The 15,526-nt window shown below is 56.4% G+C and carries 16 protein-coding genes and 1 rRNA gene; 7 read left to right on the forward strand and 10 right to left on the reverse strand.

Translation table 11 applies throughout. The features are described from left to right. Window positions 1-123: ribosomal RNA gene (locus AB1805_16890) — 16S ribosomal RNA — on the reverse strand; the annotation flags it as partial. A 273-nt stretch (window positions 124-396) separates the two neighbouring features. Here AB1805_16890 and AB1805_16895 point away from each other — a divergent pair. Continuing rightward, window positions 397-1,164: a YkgJ family cysteine cluster protein gene (locus AB1805_16895; protein ID MEW5747108.1), complete on the forward strand. Its 768-nt coding sequence runs from the start codon at window positions 397-399 to the stop codon at window positions 1,162-1,164. A 92-nt stretch (window positions 1,165-1,256) separates the two neighbouring features. Here AB1805_16895 and rlmN read toward each other — a convergent pair whose 3' ends face one another. Further along, window positions 1,257-2,297: a 23S rRNA (adenine(2503)-C(2))-methyltransferase RlmN gene (gene rlmN / locus AB1805_16900; GenBank protein MEW5747109.1), complete on the reverse strand. Its 1,041-nt coding sequence runs from the start codon at window positions 2,295-2,297 to the stop codon at window positions 1,257-1,259. Window positions 2,298-2,799: 502 nt separating this feature from the next. Here rlmN and AB1805_16905 point away from each other — a divergent pair. The 5 genes from AB1805_16905 to AB1805_16925 all read left to right on the forward strand — a co-directional run bounded on the left by AB1805_16905 (window position 2,800) and on the right by AB1805_16925 (window position 6,891). After that, window positions 2,800-3,174, forward strand: coding sequence for a hypothetical protein (locus tag AB1805_16905; protein MEW5747110.1), 375 nt, complete (start codon window positions 2,800-2,802; stop codon window positions 3,172-3,174). Window positions 3,175-3,432: 258 nt separating this feature from the next. Beyond that, window positions 3,433-3,729 carry a hypothetical protein gene (locus AB1805_16910; protein ID MEW5747111.1) on the forward strand — a complete coding sequence of 99 codons (297 nt, stop codon included), beginning with the start codon at window positions 3,433-3,435 and terminating at the stop codon, window positions 3,727-3,729. A gap of 86 nt (window positions 3,730-3,815) precedes the next feature. Then, window positions 3,816-5,168, forward strand: coding sequence for a hypothetical protein (locus tag AB1805_16915; protein MEW5747112.1), 1,353 nt, complete (start codon window positions 3,816-3,818; stop codon window positions 5,166-5,168). A 12-nt stretch (window positions 5,169-5,180) separates the two neighbouring features. Beyond that, window positions 5,181-6,062: a zinc ABC transporter substrate-binding protein gene (locus tag AB1805_16920; protein MEW5747113.1), complete on the forward strand. Its 882-nt coding sequence runs from the start codon at window positions 5,181-5,183 to the stop codon at window positions 6,060-6,062. A gap of 13 nt (window positions 6,063-6,075) precedes the next feature. Beyond that, a complete protein-coding gene (locus AB1805_16925; protein MEW5747114.1) occupies window positions 6,076-6,891 on the forward strand; it encodes a metal ABC transporter permease in 816 nt (271 codons plus the stop codon). A 68-nt stretch (window positions 6,892-6,959) separates the two neighbouring features. Here AB1805_16925 and ahcY read toward each other — a convergent pair whose 3' ends face one another. The 6 genes from ahcY to leuD form a co-directional block, all read right to left on the reverse strand. Continuing rightward, window positions 6,960-8,219, reverse strand: coding sequence for an adenosylhomocysteinase (gene ahcY, locus AB1805_16930; GenBank protein ID MEW5747115.1), 1,260 nt, complete (start codon window positions 8,217-8,219; stop codon window positions 6,960-6,962). Window positions 8,220-8,395: 176 nt separating this feature from the next. Beyond that, entirely contained in the window at window positions 8,396-9,550 is a 1,155-nt protein-coding gene (gene metK / locus AB1805_16935) for a methionine adenosyltransferase (protein MEW5747116.1), read from the reverse strand. Between the two features lie 61 nt (window positions 9,551-9,611). Then, window positions 9,612-10,631 carry an aspartate-semialdehyde dehydrogenase gene (locus AB1805_16940; GenBank protein MEW5747117.1) on the reverse strand — a complete coding sequence of 340 codons (1,020 nt, stop codon included), beginning with the start codon at window positions 10,629-10,631 and terminating at the stop codon, window positions 9,612-9,614. Next, a complete protein-coding gene (gene asd / locus AB1805_16945) occupies window positions 10,631-11,758 on the reverse strand; it encodes an aspartate-semialdehyde dehydrogenase (GenBank protein ID MEW5747118.1) in 1,128 nt (375 codons plus the stop codon). Before asd ends, AB1805_16940 begins: the two co-directional genes overlap by 1 nt. Before the next feature lie 79 nt (window positions 11,759-11,837). Then, entirely contained in the window at window positions 11,838-12,914 is a 1,077-nt protein-coding gene (locus AB1805_16950) for a 3-isopropylmalate dehydrogenase (protein MEW5747119.1), read from the reverse strand. Further along, window positions 12,911-13,414 carry a 3-isopropylmalate dehydratase small subunit gene (leuD, locus tag AB1805_16955; GenBank protein ID MEW5747120.1) on the reverse strand — a complete coding sequence of 168 codons (504 nt, stop codon included), beginning with the start codon at window positions 13,412-13,414 and terminating at the stop codon, window positions 12,911-12,913. Before leuD ends, AB1805_16950 begins: the two co-directional genes overlap by 4 nt. 124 nt (window positions 13,415-13,538) lie before the next feature. On the opposite strand from leuD, the gene miaA reads away from it, so the two are divergent. Continuing rightward, window positions 13,539-14,540 carry a tRNA (adenosine(37)-N6)-dimethylallyltransferase MiaA gene (miaA, locus tag AB1805_16960; protein MEW5747121.1) on the forward strand — a complete coding sequence of 334 codons (1,002 nt, stop codon included), beginning with the start codon at window positions 13,539-13,541 and terminating at the stop codon, window positions 14,538-14,540. On the opposite strand, the gene AB1805_16965 is transcribed toward miaA, so the two are convergent. Beyond that, window positions 14,537-14,884, reverse strand: coding sequence for a DUF86 domain-containing protein (locus AB1805_16965; protein ID MEW5747122.1), 348 nt, complete (start codon window positions 14,882-14,884; stop codon window positions 14,537-14,539). The genes miaA and AB1805_16965 overlap by 4 nt on opposite strands. Beyond that, window positions 14,877-15,218: a nucleotidyltransferase family protein gene (locus AB1805_16970; GenBank protein MEW5747123.1), complete on the reverse strand. Its 342-nt coding sequence runs from the start codon at window positions 15,216-15,218 to the stop codon at window positions 14,877-14,879. Before AB1805_16970 ends, AB1805_16965 begins: the two co-directional genes overlap by 8 nt. Between the last annotated feature and the right edge of the window lie 308 nt (window positions 15,219-15,526).

Consider the following 15,526-nt stretch of genomic DNA (forward strand, 5'->3'; position numbering starts at 1 on the left):
CCAAACTCGGAATTTGCCACTTGTACCTTGGAATCTCCAGTGCGAAGCACTGGTCCGTTCGACTTGCATGTGTTAAGCACGCCGCCAGCGTTCGTTCTGAGCCAGGATCAAACTCTCATAAGTTTTCTTCCTGTCTTTTAAAAAGCGAAGCTTGGCTGAAACGTGACGTTGGCTCGTCACGCACGTATTTAGCAGTTATCAAAGAGCGGTTCGCCAAACGGCGAGTATTAATCTAACCCATCTGATGGGGGCATGTCAAGGGGAGTCAAACGGGGTGTCAAGCCAAATGCAGAGCACAACCCTCAACAACGATATTTATACTATCATAAGATGGCCCCTTTTTGCACAGACCCCGTGGTACAATAGATAAATTCATTACGTCTCCCGGAGGTCCCCATGTTAAGCATGAAGAATGTGGAGCCGGTACAGCTTACGCTGGACTCCCGGTTCAAATTCAACTGCCATAAAGGAATCGGCTGCTTCACCAAATGCTGCAGCAACATAGCCATCATGCTCACCCCTTATGACATCGTCAGATTAAAGAACAGGCTGGGGATGGTATCGGGTAAGTTCCTGCTCAAGTACGCGTTTATCGATATCGATGAGAAGACCTCCCATCCTTTCGTCTTCCTGAAGATGAACGAGGATGCCGAGAAGAAATGCCCTTTCGTCACTCCCGACGGATGTACCGTCTACGCCGACCGTCCTGCAAACTGCAGGTATTACGCCGTAGGGCAGGCGTCGCTCAAGAAGATGAACGAAAAGATCAATGCCCCCATGACCGAAGAGTTTTACTTCCTCGTCAAGGAAGAACACTGCCTCGGCTTCAATGAGGACAAGGAGTGGACCGTCCGGGAGTGGAGAGACGACCAGGGCGTCGATGTCTATGACGATATGAACCGGGGATGGAAGGAGATACTCTTCAGGAGGAACCTGCCCGGGCATGCGCTGGATGAAAAGAAGCAGAAAGCATTCTACATGGCCTGCTACGATGTCGACCGCTTCAGGGATTTCGTATTCGAGAGCAAATTCCTCGATCACTTCGAGGTCGACCCTGCGCGCCTGGAGAGGATGAAGAACGATGATACCGAGATGATGAAGTTCGGCTTCGACTACGCGAAGTTCATCCTCATGATGGAAGAGACGCTGAAGAAAAAGGCGTAATGCGTTATGGCGCTTATTGCGCTAGAGCGAAAAACATGGACGCCTTATCATATCTGTTCAGCGGTACTGTTTTCGTGTTCTCTGTGGTAACGCTATAACGCTGTACGCTTGCCGCTATACCGCGCCTTTAACTGGCCGCACGCTGCCAGGATGTCCTGCCCTTTGCTCTTGCGAATGATCGCCGTCATGTGAGCGGCAAGGAGGATGTTCTGGAACGCGAGCACCTGCTGATCGTCGGGCCGCTGGAACTCGGCGCCGGGGTACGGATTGAAGGGTATGAGGTTTATTTTGGAAGGGATCCCCTTGAGCAGCTCCACCAGCCGCCGCGCGTCCTCGAGCGAATCATTCACTCCTTTCAGGAGGACATACTCGAACGTTATCCTCCTCCCCGCCTGAAGGGGAAACTTGCGACAGGCGTCGAGGAGGACCTTGAGCGGATAGGTCCGGTTGACCGGCATGAGCTGATCACGCACTTCGTCGGTGGCCGCGTTGAGCGAGATGGCGAGCTTCACCTTCGGCCCCTTGTGCGCGAGCTCGAGAATCTTCGGCGCCAGGCCCGAGGTGGAGAGGGTGATCCTCTTCGCAGAGATCTTCACCAGCTCCGTAATCCTCCAGAGGGCTTCGACGACATTATCGAAATTGGCGAGCGGCTCACCCATGCCCATGAGGACGATATTGGTGATCCGTCCCGGTGCAATGGTCCTGTTTACCGCGATCACCTGGTCGACGATCTCATAGGCTTCGAGGTTCCTCTTCAACCCCATCGTGCCGGTGAGGCAGAACCTGCAGCACATGGCGCAGCCCACCTGCGAGGAGATGCAGAGCGTCAGCCGGTCCTCATCAGGGATGAGCACGCTCTCTATGCTCTCCCCGTCCCCGAGGCCGAAGAGAAACTTCTCGGTGCCGTCACTCGATCGCTGCCGGCTGAGCACCGCAAGGGTGCTGATGTACGCCTGCTCCGCCAGCTTCTCCCTGAGATCTTTCGAAAGCTCGGTAACATCCTGAATCGACTCTGCATACCGCTCGTAAATCCAGTGGAGGATCTGACGCGCCCGGTACGCCGGCAGTCCGGCAGCTTTGATGAAAGTATCGAGCTCCTGTTTCGTCATCGCTTTGAGATTGGTCTTCACCATCGGTGTCCTGTCGGATGAGTATAATCCGTTTATTATAGCACTTCGGCAGTTAAGCCCTTTGCAGAGGCTGATCGACTGATCGACAGGGCCTTCAGTCTCGAAGTGAAGCGGAGGCATACCGAATCCGGTAAAGCATATACCTTCGCCGTTGCGGACCGTCACGAGGAACTTCCTCACCAGCCAGCCCCTTTGTTTTAAGATTATCACCTTATATCTTCAGGTTAATGGAACGATATGCGCCTGAGGAATTTGCCCCCTTTAAGTCATTCTGTACATAGTTTTCCCCCTCCCCTGTAGATACTCACCTCCGTTTATCTTTATTTTTCAATCTCCCGTGTCTCGAGGCCAGGATTGGCATACTAAATGCAAATATTCCGGAAGAAAGGCGTTAAAGCATTTTCTGTTTTTCTCGAATATAAGAAGCAAATAACGCGGCGGAGGAAATAATGTACAAACCCGGCTAGAAAGACGGAGGGCCTGCCCCGGAGGCAGGTACAAGAGTATGGGATACGAGACAGTAGTAGACAGGGCAACGGTCAAGTGGTGGGAGGAGCTCGAGCAGTACAAGAAAGAAAACTGGTGCTGCACTACGCTCAAGGAAGGCGCTTTCGAAGAGCACCTCGGTCTCGAATTCAGCGGCTTCCTCCCGGTACGGTTCAGCGTCAACTACTGCTGCCAGTGCGGCAGCCCGATCAAAGAGGGCCACGAGAAGAACGAAGAGGGAAGCGACGACTGGTGCTGCAGGCTGATGCGCGCCATGGGGTTCGAATGGCTCGAGTTCAGAAATGCAGAAAACGATATCAGCACCATACGGGTGAACCACTGCTTCCACTGCGGACGGAAGATACGGAGTACGCTGAAGGTGATAACCAAGTAGGGCCCCTGCTCCACCGTCGCTGTCCAAAGAGGGGGGATACATAGGTGCAGGGCACTTCATTATTAACCATCACCTGGACACTTCTTTTTGGAGACGCGAGATCAAACCAGTGAAGGTTGGTCTGTCTCCCTTCCCCCTCGCGCAAGCATACCAGGAATTTTCAAGGCTCGTATCGTCAGGTCTTGCTTGACAACCCCTTTATTGCTCTCCATAATATGACATTACGTGATCTATCGGGGCTCCCGGGAGAAACCGACCATGGCTTTGCAGAGGGCCGTAAACAGTTCTGGCAGCGGCAAGAGGAGTATCGTATCGTCTCTTGCGTTGGCGCTTTTCCTCCTTTTTACTTTCATACTGCCCCTTCACCACCACGATGACGGCGACCATGCTGACTGCTTCCTTTGTATAGCGGGACACCATGCGTCGCTGGTACATACCACGAGCGTCTCACTCGACGTTCATCAGCCCCCCTCGGTCTTCGAGGTAACCCAGGAATCGTTACTGTTCGCCTCGCTGCTCCTTACCAAGCGGAGCAGCAGGGCCCCTCCCGTGTAATACCCCTTTTCTACTCGTCGTGAAGCCCGCAGGGATGAGTTATCTCCGCCCGTGCGGCGCCGCGCATTAACAATACGGAGGGATACATGAGAAAAGGAACGGTATTCTTTGCGCTCTTTTTTATACTCTCTTTTGCTGTCGACTCCTTCGGGAGCGACTTCGAATCGCGACTCAAAGCGCTCGAGGAGACGATCAGGCACCAGGGGAAAGTGATCGAAGAGCAGCAGCGTACGATCAATCAGCTGAAAGAGCAGCTGCAGGAGACAAAAAAAGTCGAGACAGCAGCGGCTGGAGCAACAGAGGTGGCCGAAGAGAAAAAGGGCGGGCTCACGGGCCTCTTCAGCGGTAAAGACAGTATGAACCCGAACATCTCGCTTGTCCTCAACACCTTCGCCTATCATTCGAATCTCCGGGAGAGCGAGCTCGAGGCCAGGGGAATCCCCGGCTACACCGCTGAGGGGACTTCCATCAGGAAAGGATTTACTATCGACTCCGCCGAGCTCTTCCTCTTTGCGCCGGTGGACCCCTACTTCAATCTCTATGCCACGATCCCCGTCACCGAGGATGGCGTCGAGCTCGAAGAGGCCTACTTCGTCACTACATCGCTGCCGGCAGGCCTCCAGCTCAAGGGCGGAAAATTCAAGAGCGGCTTCGGGAGGATCAACGCCCAGCATCCCCATCAATGGGACTTCGTCGATATCCCTTTGCCGTACAGGGCTTTCACCGGAGAGGAAGGGATCATAGAAAAAGGCGCTCAGCTCACCGTTCTCCCCGAGCTGCCCTTCTACATCCTTTTGGGCTTTGAAGTGCTCCAGGGCCAGAATGAGGTGCTCTTCGGTCCTGATGCACGGTCAGGCCCCCATGCGATTGCGGCCTTTGCAAAGGCCTCCGTCGATATCGGGGATGGTTCAACCCTGCTCTTCGGGCCCTCGGTTATCACCGGCGATACAAAGACCGGCTCTGCCGCCGAGAGCACCGACCTCTCAGGAGACGCCACCCTCTACGGGATGGAGCTGACCTACAAGTGGAAGCCTTCGAAACAGCGGAGCTTCACCCTCCAGAGCGAATACCTTTACCGCACACAGAAGGGCGACCTGAGCACCCTGGAAGATGACGTTGTCATAAACGTCGAGAGTCTCAAACGCGAGCAGGACGGGCTCTATGTCCAGGGCGTCTATCAGTGGGGCCGCTGGCGGGGCGGCGCGCGCTACGACCGGCTCGACCTCTTTAAGGATGACTATTCCCTTGGCGGAGATCCTGTCGCGTTCGGCAAGGACCCCTGGCGGGCATCGGGAATGCTCGAATTCAACCCCTCCGAGTCCTCGCGGATACGGCTCCAGTATACCCACGACCGGGCCGCCCGCAACGCCAGGGCGAACAACGAGCTCTTCCTCCAGTTCATCTTCGGTATCGGCGCCCACGCCGCCCATTCCTTTTAGGAGGTGCAGAGAATGAAAAACATCATGAGCGCGTTCCTCGTTATCCTGCTGTGCGCACAGAGCGGATTTGCCGAGGTGAAGGCCGTTGCCACACTCCCCTGGATAGAGAGCATCGTCAAGGAAGTAGGAAAAGATAAAGTCAGCGTGACAGCTCTGGTCAAGCCCGCGCAGGACCCGCACGCTCTCGAGGCGAGGCCCGGCATGGTACTCGCCGTCCGCAAAGCGGACCTTCTCGTGTACAACGGTCTGGACCTCGAGGCGGGCTATCTGCCGGCCCTCGTAGAATCATCGCGGAACCCGAAAATACAGCCCGGACAGACCGGCAATCTGGACTGCTCACGATTCGTCTCGGTGATCGAGGCAGGAGGAAGGCTGGATAGAAGCATGGGGGATGTCCATCCGTTCGGCAATCCCCATTACCATTTCTCGCCGGGGAACATTGCCCGCGTGGCACAGGGTATCGCCGCCGCGCTCTCCCGGCTCGATCCGCCCAATAGCAGCTTCTATAACGCTAATCTCCGGGCGTTTACCGCCACGCTCCGCGAGAGAGAGAAGCAGTGGCATGCGAAGCCTCTCAAGGGAAAGCAGTTTATCGCCTATCACAAGCTCTTTGAATATCTTGCCGCCGAGTTCGGGTTCACCATTGCAGGATACATCGAGCAAAAGCCCGGAATCCCGCCGAGCAGCGGGCATATGCACAGGCTTATCGAAACAATCACGCGTATCAAGCCCGCCGGCATACTGACCACCACGGTGTACGGAGGAAAAGAGACCTCCTTTGTGCATGAAAAAACCGGTCTGAAGGTCATCGAGCTTCCTCATGATGTCGGGGCGTCGGACAAGGCGAAAGACTGGTTCGGGATGATGGACACCGTGGTCTCGATGCTTGAGTGAGAGGGAGACGACGATGGAGGCGCTCGACCTGCTCGCGTATCCTTTTGCGGTATCGGCCCTGCTGGTGATCATCCATGCCTATTTCGGCATTCATGTGCTGGAACGGGGAATCATATTCGTCGATCTTGCTCTGGCCCAATTCATCGGGCTCGGGATCGCCGTATCATTCCTTCCAGGCCTTCCAGTCCTTCCAGTCCTTGCAGGGTACGATGGCGCCGGGCGGTATGCGCTGTCGCTCCTCTTCGGGCTGCTGGGCGCCTCCGTCCTCTCGCTCTCGCGGGCTATCAAGAAGATCGTCAATATCGAAGCTTTTATCGGGGTCTTATATATCTTCTCCCTGGCCGGAAGCATTCTTGTCCTCGACCGCACGCCCCACGGCATGGAGGAGTTCAAGGCGATCCTGAACGGCAATATCCTGTGGGTCAATGGGCAAGACGCTCTCTACGCCGCTCTTCTCTATGCGGCTGTCGGCATCTTCCATCTCATTTTCCACCGCCGGTTCTTCGCCCTCTCTTCCGAAGGGAGCGGCGCCTTGATATGGGAGCTCCTCTTTTTCTTCAGCTTCGCCGTGGTGCTGATCAGCTCCGTCAGCCTCGCAGGCATACTGCAGGTATTCTCATTCCTCGTTATCCCGGTGCTTACCGGGAAGCTCTTCGCCAGGAGTACGCTCTCGCTCTTCCTCCTCTCCTGCGGCATAGGGATTATCACTTCCTTTGCCGGTATTGTGCTGTCCCATGCCTTCGATCTGCCGACAGCGCCCCTCATTGTCTTCTCGCTGAGCGTGGCGCTCCTTGCCGCACTCACCGTTAAGACGGTGATACTCAAATAATCATCCACCCGTGAACTGAAAAGGGGAGCTCCTGTGAGCTCCCCTCGGGTATTTTTATTTTATGTCTTTTACGTTCCCATCTCCCAGCTCTGGAGATACTTCTTCTGCTCGGGGGTGAGGCTGTCGATCCTGATGCCCATCGCTTTTAACTTGAGGCGGGCGATCTCCTTGTCGATCTTTTCGGGGACGCTGTAGACCGTCTTCTGGAGTTTCTTTGCGTTCTTCACCATGTACTCGGCGCAGAGGGCCTGGTTGGCGAAGCTCATGTCCATGACTGCGGAAGGGTGGCCTTCGGCTGCGGCGAGGTTGATGAGCCTGCCTTCGCCGAGGAGATAGATCCTCTTGCCGCTCTTGAGCGTGAACTCCTCGACGAAATCCCGCATCTCTCTCCTCGCCTTGGACATCTTGGCAAGGCTCTCGATATCGATTTCGACATTGAAGTGGCCCGTATTGCTGATGATCGCGCCGTCCTTCATCAAGGGGAAGCACTCCTTGGAGATGACGTTGATATCGCCGGTGGCGGTGACGAAGATATCGCCGATCCTCGCCGCTGCTTTAACCGGCATCACTTCGAAGCCGTCCATGGTCGCCTCGAGCGCCTTGAGCGGATCGATCTCGGTGATGATGACGCGGGCACCCATGCCCCTGGCCCTCATGGCAACGCCCCTGCCGCACCAGCCGTATCCGGCTATCACGAAGACGGAACCCGCGATCAGCCTGTTCGTGGCCCTGATAACGCCGTCCATCGTGCTCTGGCCAGTGCCGTAGCGGTTATCGAAGAGGTGCTTTGTGTAGGCATCATTGACAGCGATGATGGGATACTGGAGCGCGCCGTCGGCTGCCATCGCCTTGAGCCTGATCACGCCCGTGGTTGTCTCCTCGGTCCCGCCGATCACGTTCTTGAGCAGCCCCTTCTCCTCCTTGTGGAGCACGGAGACGACATCAGCGCCGTCGTCCATGGTTACCTGGGGGCCGAGGGCAAGGGAGTCCTTGATGTGCCGGTAGTAGGTCCTGGTATCTTCTCCTTTTATGGCAAAAACCGAGATATCGGAGTTCTTCACCAGCGACGCGGCTACGTCATCCTGCGTGCTCAGGGGATTCGAGGCGCAGAGGGCTATCTGCGCACCGCCGGCCTTGAGGGTCTCCATAAGGCTGGCGGTTTCCGTGGTTACGTGAAGACAGGCAACGACCCGTATGCCTTTCAGCGGCTTCTCTTTGGCGAACCGCTCGGCGATGCTCTTCAGCACCGGCATCTCCTGGGCAGCCCACTCGATCCTCAGCTTTCCTTTTTTCGCGAGTCCGATATCCTTAACGTCGTGCTTAACCATTCATCCTCCTCTAAAATCCGTAACGCGTAATGCGTAACGGGTGACGGGTGAAACTATTATCAATTTCCGACATGATTATACAGCATCGTTGTCAACTAACCATTGCAACAAGGACACACCGCGAACCGCGCAAAAGAGCACGCCGATCACGGAGTACGCATCACGCATTGCGGCTGTTACACTCCGGCTGCCTTCTTCAGGGTTGCCGCCATATCGGTCACTTCCCAGGTGAACCCTTCTTCGTTTCTGCCGAAGTGGCCGTAGGCTGCGGTCTTCTTGTAGATCGGCTTCCGGAGCTGCAGCTTCTCGATGATGCCCTTGGGGGTCATATCGAAATTCTTTACGATAATCTTCGCTATCTCTTTTTCGTCTATTTTGCCGGTGCCGAAGGTATCGACAAAGACCGAGACCGGCTCGGGCACGCCGATGGCATAGGCGAGCTGGATCTCACAGCGTCCGGCAATGCCGGCTGCAACGATATTCTTGGCGATATAGCGCGCCATGTACGAGGCGGAGCGGTCGACCTTCGAGGGGTCCTTTCCCGAGAACGCTCCCCCGCCGTGGCTCCCGACGCCGCCGTAGGTGTCGACGATGATCTTCCTCCCGGTCAGTCCCGTATCGCCCTGCGGACCGCCGATAACGAACCGTCCGGTAGGGTTGATGTGATAAACGACCGACTCCTCATCGAGCAGCGAGGAAGGGACCACCGGCTTGATGACCTTCTCGATGACATCTTCTCTCAGCTCCTTGAGGGTCACGTCAGGGCTGTGCTGGGAAGAAATGACGATGGTCCTCACCTTGTGCGGCTTCCCGTCCCTGTACTCGATCGAGACCTGCGATTTGCCGTCGGGACGGAGATAGCCGAGCACGTCCTTCTTTCTCACTTCGGTCAGCTTCCTCGTGAGCTTGTGCGCGAGCATGATGGTCATCGGCATCATCTCGGGGGTCTCGTCGCAGGCGAACCCGAACATAAGGCCCTGATCGCCGGCGCCGCCGACATCGACGCCCATCGCGATATCCGTCGACTGCTTATCGATAGAAGTGATGACCGCGCAGGTCTCGTAATCGAAGCCGTACTTGGCCCTCGTATACCCGATGTCCTTTATCGTATCCCTGACGATATCGGGGATGTGGACGTAACAGTTGGTCGTGATCTCTCCTGAAACAAAGGCCATGCCCGTGGTAACGAGGCATTCGCAGGCGACCCGCGCTATAGGGTCCTGCGCTATAATCGCGTCGAGCACCGCATCCGAGATCTGATCGGCTATCTTATCGGGATGCCCCTCGGTCACCGACTCAGACGTAAACAAAAAATCCCTGCTATTCCCCATAGTTCACCTCCGCTGTAATTTCATCACCTGAATTTTAAAATTCCCCTATGCGCTTCCCGCTTTATGACTGCTTGACAAGCTCTTCGGCGATCTGTACCGCGTTCAATGCAGCGCCCTTCCTGAGGTTATCGGCAACAACCCACAGAGCGATCCCCTTCTCGACCGACTCGTCCTCCCTGATCCTTCCCACATAGACTTCGTCCTTGCCTGCTGCGTCGAGGGGCAACGGATAGAGATGCTTCTCCGGCGCGTCGAAGACGGTGACGCCCGGCGCATCGGCGAGCAGCGACCGCACCTCGTTCGCAGAGAGCTTCCTTTCGGTCTCTATGTTCAGCGACTCCGAATGCCCCCTGAAGACCGGCACCCGGACCGCCGTAGCGGTCACCCTGATGGTGTCATCGCCCATGATCTTTCTCGTCTCGTTCGCCATCTTCATTTCCTCTCTGGTATAGCCGTTCTCGAGGAAGGCATCGATCTGCGGCAGGACATTGAAGGCGATCTGGTGGGGATAGACCTCGCGCCGCATCTCCCTGAAGCTCAGCAGGTCCGACGTCTGCTGCAAGAGCTCGTCCATCGCCTTTTTCCCGGTGCCCGAAACCGCCTGGAACGTCGTCACCACAACCCGCTTTATCCTCGCCGCATCGTGCAGCGGCTTCAGGACGACGACCATCTGTATGGTGGAACAGTTGGGGTTGGCGATGATCCCCTTATGCCGCTTCAGATCGTGGGGATTCACCTCGGGCACCACGAGCGGCACCCCGGGATCCATCCTCCACTGACTCGAATTATCCACCACCACGCAGCCCGACTCCACTGCCACCGGCGCCCATAACCTCGAGCGCTCGGCGCCCGCCGAGAAAAGGGCTATGTCGACGCCCTTGAACGAGTCCTCCTCGAGCGTTTCTACCGGGATATCGCTTCCCTCGAACTCGAGGGTCTTGCCCCGGGACCGCTCGGAGGCGAAGAGCCGCAGCCGCTCTGCCGGGAACTGCCGCTCCTCGAGAACGGCGATCATTTCATTTCCCACAGCGCCGGTAGCGCCGACCACCGCGACAACATAGGAATCTTTCTTTGTGAGCATCAGCGGTTACCCTGCTCCCGCTCTACCAGGATGCGCAGCATGCGCCGGAGCGGCTCGGCCGCGCCCCAGAGCAGCTGGTCGCCGCAGGTGAATGCGTTCAGGAATGTCGGTCCCATATTCATCTTGCGCAAGCGGCCGACCGGGACAGTGAGCGTGCCGGTGATCGCCGCCGGGGTAAGCTCCTTCATCGTGATCTCGCGCTGGTTGGGTACGACCTTTACCCACTGGTTGTGGCCGGAAATCATATCGGTAATCTCATTCAGCGGAACATCGCTCGTCAATTTGATGGTAAGGGCCTGGCTGTGGCAGCGCATGGCGCCCACGCGCACGCAGGTGCCGTCGATGGGGACGGGATTCCCTTCGCGCCCGAGGATCTTGTTCGTCTCGGCCTGGCCTTTCCACTCTTCCTTGCTCTGGCCGTTTTCGAGCTGTTTATCGATCCAGGGAATGAGCGAGCAGGCAAGGGGTGCGCCGAAAAACTCCTTCGGATACGCATCGGAGCGGACATGCTCGGCCACGGTGCGGTCGATCTCGAGGATAGCGCTCGAGGGGTCGTCCAGGAGGCCCTCTACCGAGCTGTGCGCAGAGCCCATCTGCTTCAAGAGCTCGCGCATGTTGTTGGCGCCGGCGCCGGAGGCTGCCTGATAGGTCATGGCGCTCATCCACTCCACGAGCCCGCGCTCATAGAGCCCGCCCAGGGCCATGAGCATGAGGGAGACGGTGCAGTTTCCGCCGATGTAGTTCCTGATGCCCTTTGCCAGGCCGTCCTCGATCACCTTCAGGTTGACCGGATCGAGGATGATGATGGCGTCGTTCGTCATGCGGAGCGTGGATGCGGCATCGATCCAGTAGCCCTTCCAGCCCGCCTCGCGGAGCCTGGGGTAGATCTCGCTCGTGTAATCGCCGCCCTGACAGGTGAGGACGATATCCACCTTCCTGAGCTCATCGATGCTCTTCGCGTCCTTGAGCATCACCTCGCCCTTCCCCACAGCGGGTCCCTTGCCGCCCACGTTCGAGGTGGTGAAGAACACCGGCTCGACGAGATCGAAATCCTTCTCCTCGCGCATGCGGCCCATGAGCACCGAGCCGACCATGCCGCGCCATCCTACGAAACCCACTCGCATCATGATTCTACTCCTATCGGTAACGTTCTAACCCCACCCAACCTCCCCTTACCCTAAGGGGGGGCACGGAGGGGTTATGCTTTTAAACCAGCCCTGCCACCATGTCGCCGACCTGGGTGGTAGAATACCCCATTTTGCCGGCGGCCTGGCTCTTCATCTTTTTCATCGTCCCCATCATCGCCGCCTCGACCGCCTGCGCGGCCTTTGCTTCGCCGAGCGTATCGAGCATCATCATCGCGGCGCCGATGGCAGCGATGGGATTGATGACATTCTGTCCGGTATACTTCGGCGCGCTGCCGCCCATCGGCTCGAACATCGAGACCCCCTCGGGGTTGATGTTGCCTCCCGCCGCTACCCCGAGCCCGCCCTGGATCATCGCGCCGAGGTCGGTGATGATGTCGCCGAAGAGATTCTCGGTCACCGTCACATCGAACCACTCGGGGTTTTTCACGAACCACATATTCGCCGCATCGACATGGTTGTAGTCGCGCTTGAGCTCCGGGTAGTGCTTCGCGCCCATCTCTTCAAAGGCGCGGTACCAGAGGTCACCCGCATGGGTAAGCACGTTTCTCTTGTGAATGAGGGTAATCGGCTTCTCGGCGTACTTTTTATCTTTGGCGTTACGTTTCTTCTTCAGCTCGAAAGCGTACTTGAGACAGCGGTCGACCGTACGGCGGTCATATACCATCAGCTGCGTGGCGATCTCATCCGGGGTGCCGACGCGCGTCGCTCCGCCATGGCCCGTATAGATGCCGCCCGTGTTCTCGCGGATAACGACGAAATCGATATGCTCGGGGCCCTTGTCTTTGAGCGGGGTCTCGACATTGGGATAGAGCTTCACCGGCCGGAGATTGATGTACTGATCGAGGGCAAAGCGCGCCTTGAGGAGTATTCCGGTCTCGAGAATGCCGGGCTTTACATCCGGGTGGCCGATAGCGCCGAGGAAGATCGAATCGAATTTCCTGAGCTCGTCGATGGCGCTGTCGGGAAGCGTTTCACCGGTCTTCAGATAGCGCTCTCCCCCGAAGTCGAACTTCGTATATTCGAGCTTGAAGCCGAACTTCGCCGAAGCCGCATTGAGGACTTTGATGCCCTCTGCCACGACCTCCGGCCCTGTCCCGTCTCCCGGAATTACCGCGATCTTGTATGGTGTGCTCATGCCGCCGCTCCCTTCAGTTTTTTCTTTGTCCACTCGATCAGTCCGCCCGCTGCAATCAGCTCCTGCATAAAGGGGGGGATCGGCTTCGCAGTATACTGTTCGCCGGAGGTGACGTTCTTTATGGTCCCCTTGTCGGCATCGATCTCTATGGTATCGCCCTCCCTGATCCTCTCCGAAGCCTCGTCGGATTCGAAAATAGGGAGGCCGATATTGAAGGCATTGCGGTAAAAGATCCGCGCAAAGCTCTTTGCGACCACAGCCTGAATACCCGCGGCCTTGATGGCGATAGGGGCGTGCTCGCGTGACGAGCCGCAGCCGAAATTCTTGCCCGCAACAAGGAGATCGCCCGCTTTTACCTTGCCCGGGAACTCCTTGTCCGCGTCCTCCATGACATGACGCGCGAGCTCCTTCGGATCGGACGTAGTGAGATAGCGCGCCGGTATGATGGCATCGGTATCGACGTCATCCCCGAATCTCCAGACCTTACCCTTCAACAGCATTCTTGACCTCCTCGGGACATGCGGCTGAGCAGCTGGAAGCCGAAATCCGTTTCCCTGTCATTTGCCTTTTGAAAATCCACTATAATAAACTTTCTATTATACATTTGGTAAATAACAAATTTCTATGAAAAAAGTGATCGTGCTCCTCGGCCCTACCGCAGTGGGCAAAACCGCAGCCTCTCTCCTCCTTGCCAAGGCCCTGAAGACCGAGATCATCAGCGCCGACTCCATGCAGATCTACCGGCGCATGAATATCGGCACCGCCAAACCGACTGCCGAGGAGCGGCGGCAGGTTCCCCATCACCTGATCGATGTGGTCGAGCCCTGGGAGGCCTACAGCACGGGGGAGTATATCAAGCAGGTCGTTCCGATCATGGAGCGGCTCTTCAGCAGCGGCAGGCCCCCCCTCGTCGTCGGCGGCACGGGTCTTTATATAAAGGCGATGACCAGGGGCATCTTTACCGGGCCTTCAGCAGATTGGGAGCTGAGGGATGACCTGCTCCGAAAAGAGAGCGAAGAGCCGGGCTCGCTCTATGCCTATCTGAACGAGATCGACCCTGGTACCGCCGAAAGAATAGAGCCGGCCGACACCAGAAGGGTCATCAGGGCACTGGAAGTCTGCCTCAAGAGCAGCAGGAAGATGTCGGAGCTGCACCAGGAGCTGACCAGACCCCTCCCCTACGACTTTCTCAAGATGGGACTCACCAGGGACCGGAAAGAGCTCTACGGAATGATCGATAAGCGGGTCGACGCAATGATGGCGCAGGGCCTGCTCGACGAAGTCCGCCGGGTAGCGAGAGCCATAGATGCCGCGGAGACGCGGCGATGCGGAGGCGCGGGGAAAGGCACCGTGTCCCCGTGTCACCGTATCGCCACGTCATCTTTTACGTCCATGCAGGCGATCGGCTATAAGGAATTGATCACGCATCTGTCAGGCGAAATCAGCCTCGACGAGGCGGCCGCCTTGATCAAAAAACGGTCGAGAAATTACGCTAAACGGCAGTTTACGTGGTTCAGGAAGGAAGAAGGGATAACCTGGATCGATATCACGGGCATCCATGATGCTCATGAGATATTTAGAAAAATAAAAGAAATAATTCAGCGAGCAGGACAAGAAAATAGTTAATCGCCCTCTTGCTTCAAAACCGCCCGTATCTGCTTCCGCAGCTCGGGGAGCTCTTTCCTGGAAATGTTCCAGACAATTTTATAATCGATGCCGAAATAGAAATGGATAAGTTTGTCCCGCAAGCCTGCTATGCTTTTCCACTCAATCTCGGGATGTTTCAGTTTCAAGTCCTTGGAGACATTCTTGGCAGCCTCTCCAATGATTTCGAAATTACGAACAACGGCATCCTGAGTTTTTCTGTCCTCAAGGAACTTGCGATACGTGAACCCTTTTATGTAAAGGGCTACCATCTCCATCGCCTCCTGAATATCACCGAGAAACTCTCTATCTCTCCTCTTAGACATAGATCATGCTCTTTTTGATATCTTCGGCAACGGGCTTGTATCGCGGATTGCGGAAGCTCTCCTTGAAATGGTCAAAGGTCGCAACATCGACTTTCCTGCCCAATACCTCCTCAAGGTAGTCGGCAAGCGCAACAAACTCCAGGCCTAAAGGCCTCCCGAGGTCCACGAGAAGATCCACATCACTTTTTTTCTTCTGTGCCCCTTTTGCATACGAGCCGAACAGGATTATTCTTTCAACGCCGTAGTGATTCTTCAGATAAGGCAGCTCTCTCCTTAAGATCGAGACGACTTCCTCACGCGATAAGGTGGCTCTTCTCTTTTGCTGTCTTCTCATTTTCGTGCCCTTACTCGTTCAGATATCATAACCCTTGCTTCCAGGCACCTTCATCCGAAGCTATCAAAATTATCCTTGCTTCTCCAAAGGCTTTCATAATGTACGCCCCTGTAAATATTTTACAGATTGCTGCCCTCTTCCACAATCGCAAAGATACGATGCGACTACCAGTTTGGTTCAGCAATCAAATAATGTACCTGTCCCCTTTCTCCTCCCCTTTCTCCTCCCCTTTCTCCTCCCCTTTCTCCTCCCCTTTCTCCTCCCCTTTCTCCTCCCCTTTCTCCTCCCCTTTCTCCTCCCCTTTCTCC

The sequence above is a fragment of the Nitrospirota bacterium genome, from assembly GCA_040752355.1.
In the GTDB taxonomy this organism is placed as follows: Bacteria; Nitrospirota; Thermodesulfovibrionia; order Thermodesulfovibrionales; family Dissulfurispiraceae; genus JBFMCP01.

Coding starts and splice junctions, on each gene's coding strand:
- AB1805_16915 (MEW5747112.1), top strand. CDS start 3,816: ATGAGAAAAGGAACGGTATTCTTTGCGCTCTTTTTTATACTCTCTTTT.
- AB1805_16920 (MEW5747113.1), top strand. CDS start 5,181: ATGAAAAACATCATGAGCGCGTTCCTCGTTATCCTGCTGTGCGCACAG.
- AB1805_16895 (MEW5747108.1), top strand. CDS start 397: ATGTTAAGCATGAAGAATGTGGAGCCGGTACAGCTTACGCTGGACTCC.
- AB1805_16950 (MEW5747119.1), bottom strand. CDS start 12,914: ATGAGCACACCATACAAGATCGCGGTAATTCCGGGAGACGGGACAGGG.
- ahcY (MEW5747115.1), bottom strand. CDS start 8,219: ATGGTTAAGCACGACGTTAAGGATATCGGACTCGCGAAAAAAGGAAAG.
- AB1805_16905 (MEW5747110.1), top strand. CDS start 2,800: ATGGGATACGAGACAGTAGTAGACAGGGCAACGGTCAAGTGGTGGGAG.
- AB1805_16940 (MEW5747117.1), bottom strand. CDS start 10,631: ATGCTCACAAAGAAAGATTCCTATGTTGTCGCGGTGGTCGGCGCTACC.
- AB1805_16925 (MEW5747114.1), top strand. CDS start 6,076: ATGGAGGCGCTCGACCTGCTCGCGTATCCTTTTGCGGTATCGGCCCTG.
- asd (MEW5747118.1), bottom strand. CDS start 11,758: ATGATGCGAGTGGGTTTCGTAGGATGGCGCGGCATGGTCGGCTCGGTG.
- AB1805_16970 (MEW5747123.1), bottom strand. CDS start 15,218: ATGAGAAGACAGCAAAAGAGAAGAGCCACCTTATCGCGTGAGGAAGTC.
- AB1805_16910 (MEW5747111.1), top strand. CDS start 3,433: ATGGCTTTGCAGAGGGCCGTAAACAGTTCTGGCAGCGGCAAGAGGAGT.
- rlmN (MEW5747109.1), bottom strand. CDS start 2,297: ATGGTGAAGACCAATCTCAAAGCGATGACGAAACAGGAGCTCGATACT.
- miaA (MEW5747121.1), top strand. CDS start 13,539: ATGAAAAAAGTGATCGTGCTCCTCGGCCCTACCGCAGTGGGCAAAACC.
- leuD (MEW5747120.1), bottom strand. CDS start 13,414: ATGCTGTTGAAGGGTAAGGTCTGGAGATTCGGGGATGACGTCGATACC.
- metK (MEW5747116.1), bottom strand. CDS start 9,550: ATGGGGAATAGCAGGGATTTTTTGTTTACGTCTGAGTCGGTGACCGAG.
- AB1805_16965 (MEW5747122.1), bottom strand. CDS start 14,884: ATGTCTAAGAGGAGAGATAGAGAGTTTCTCGGTGATATTCAGGAGGCG.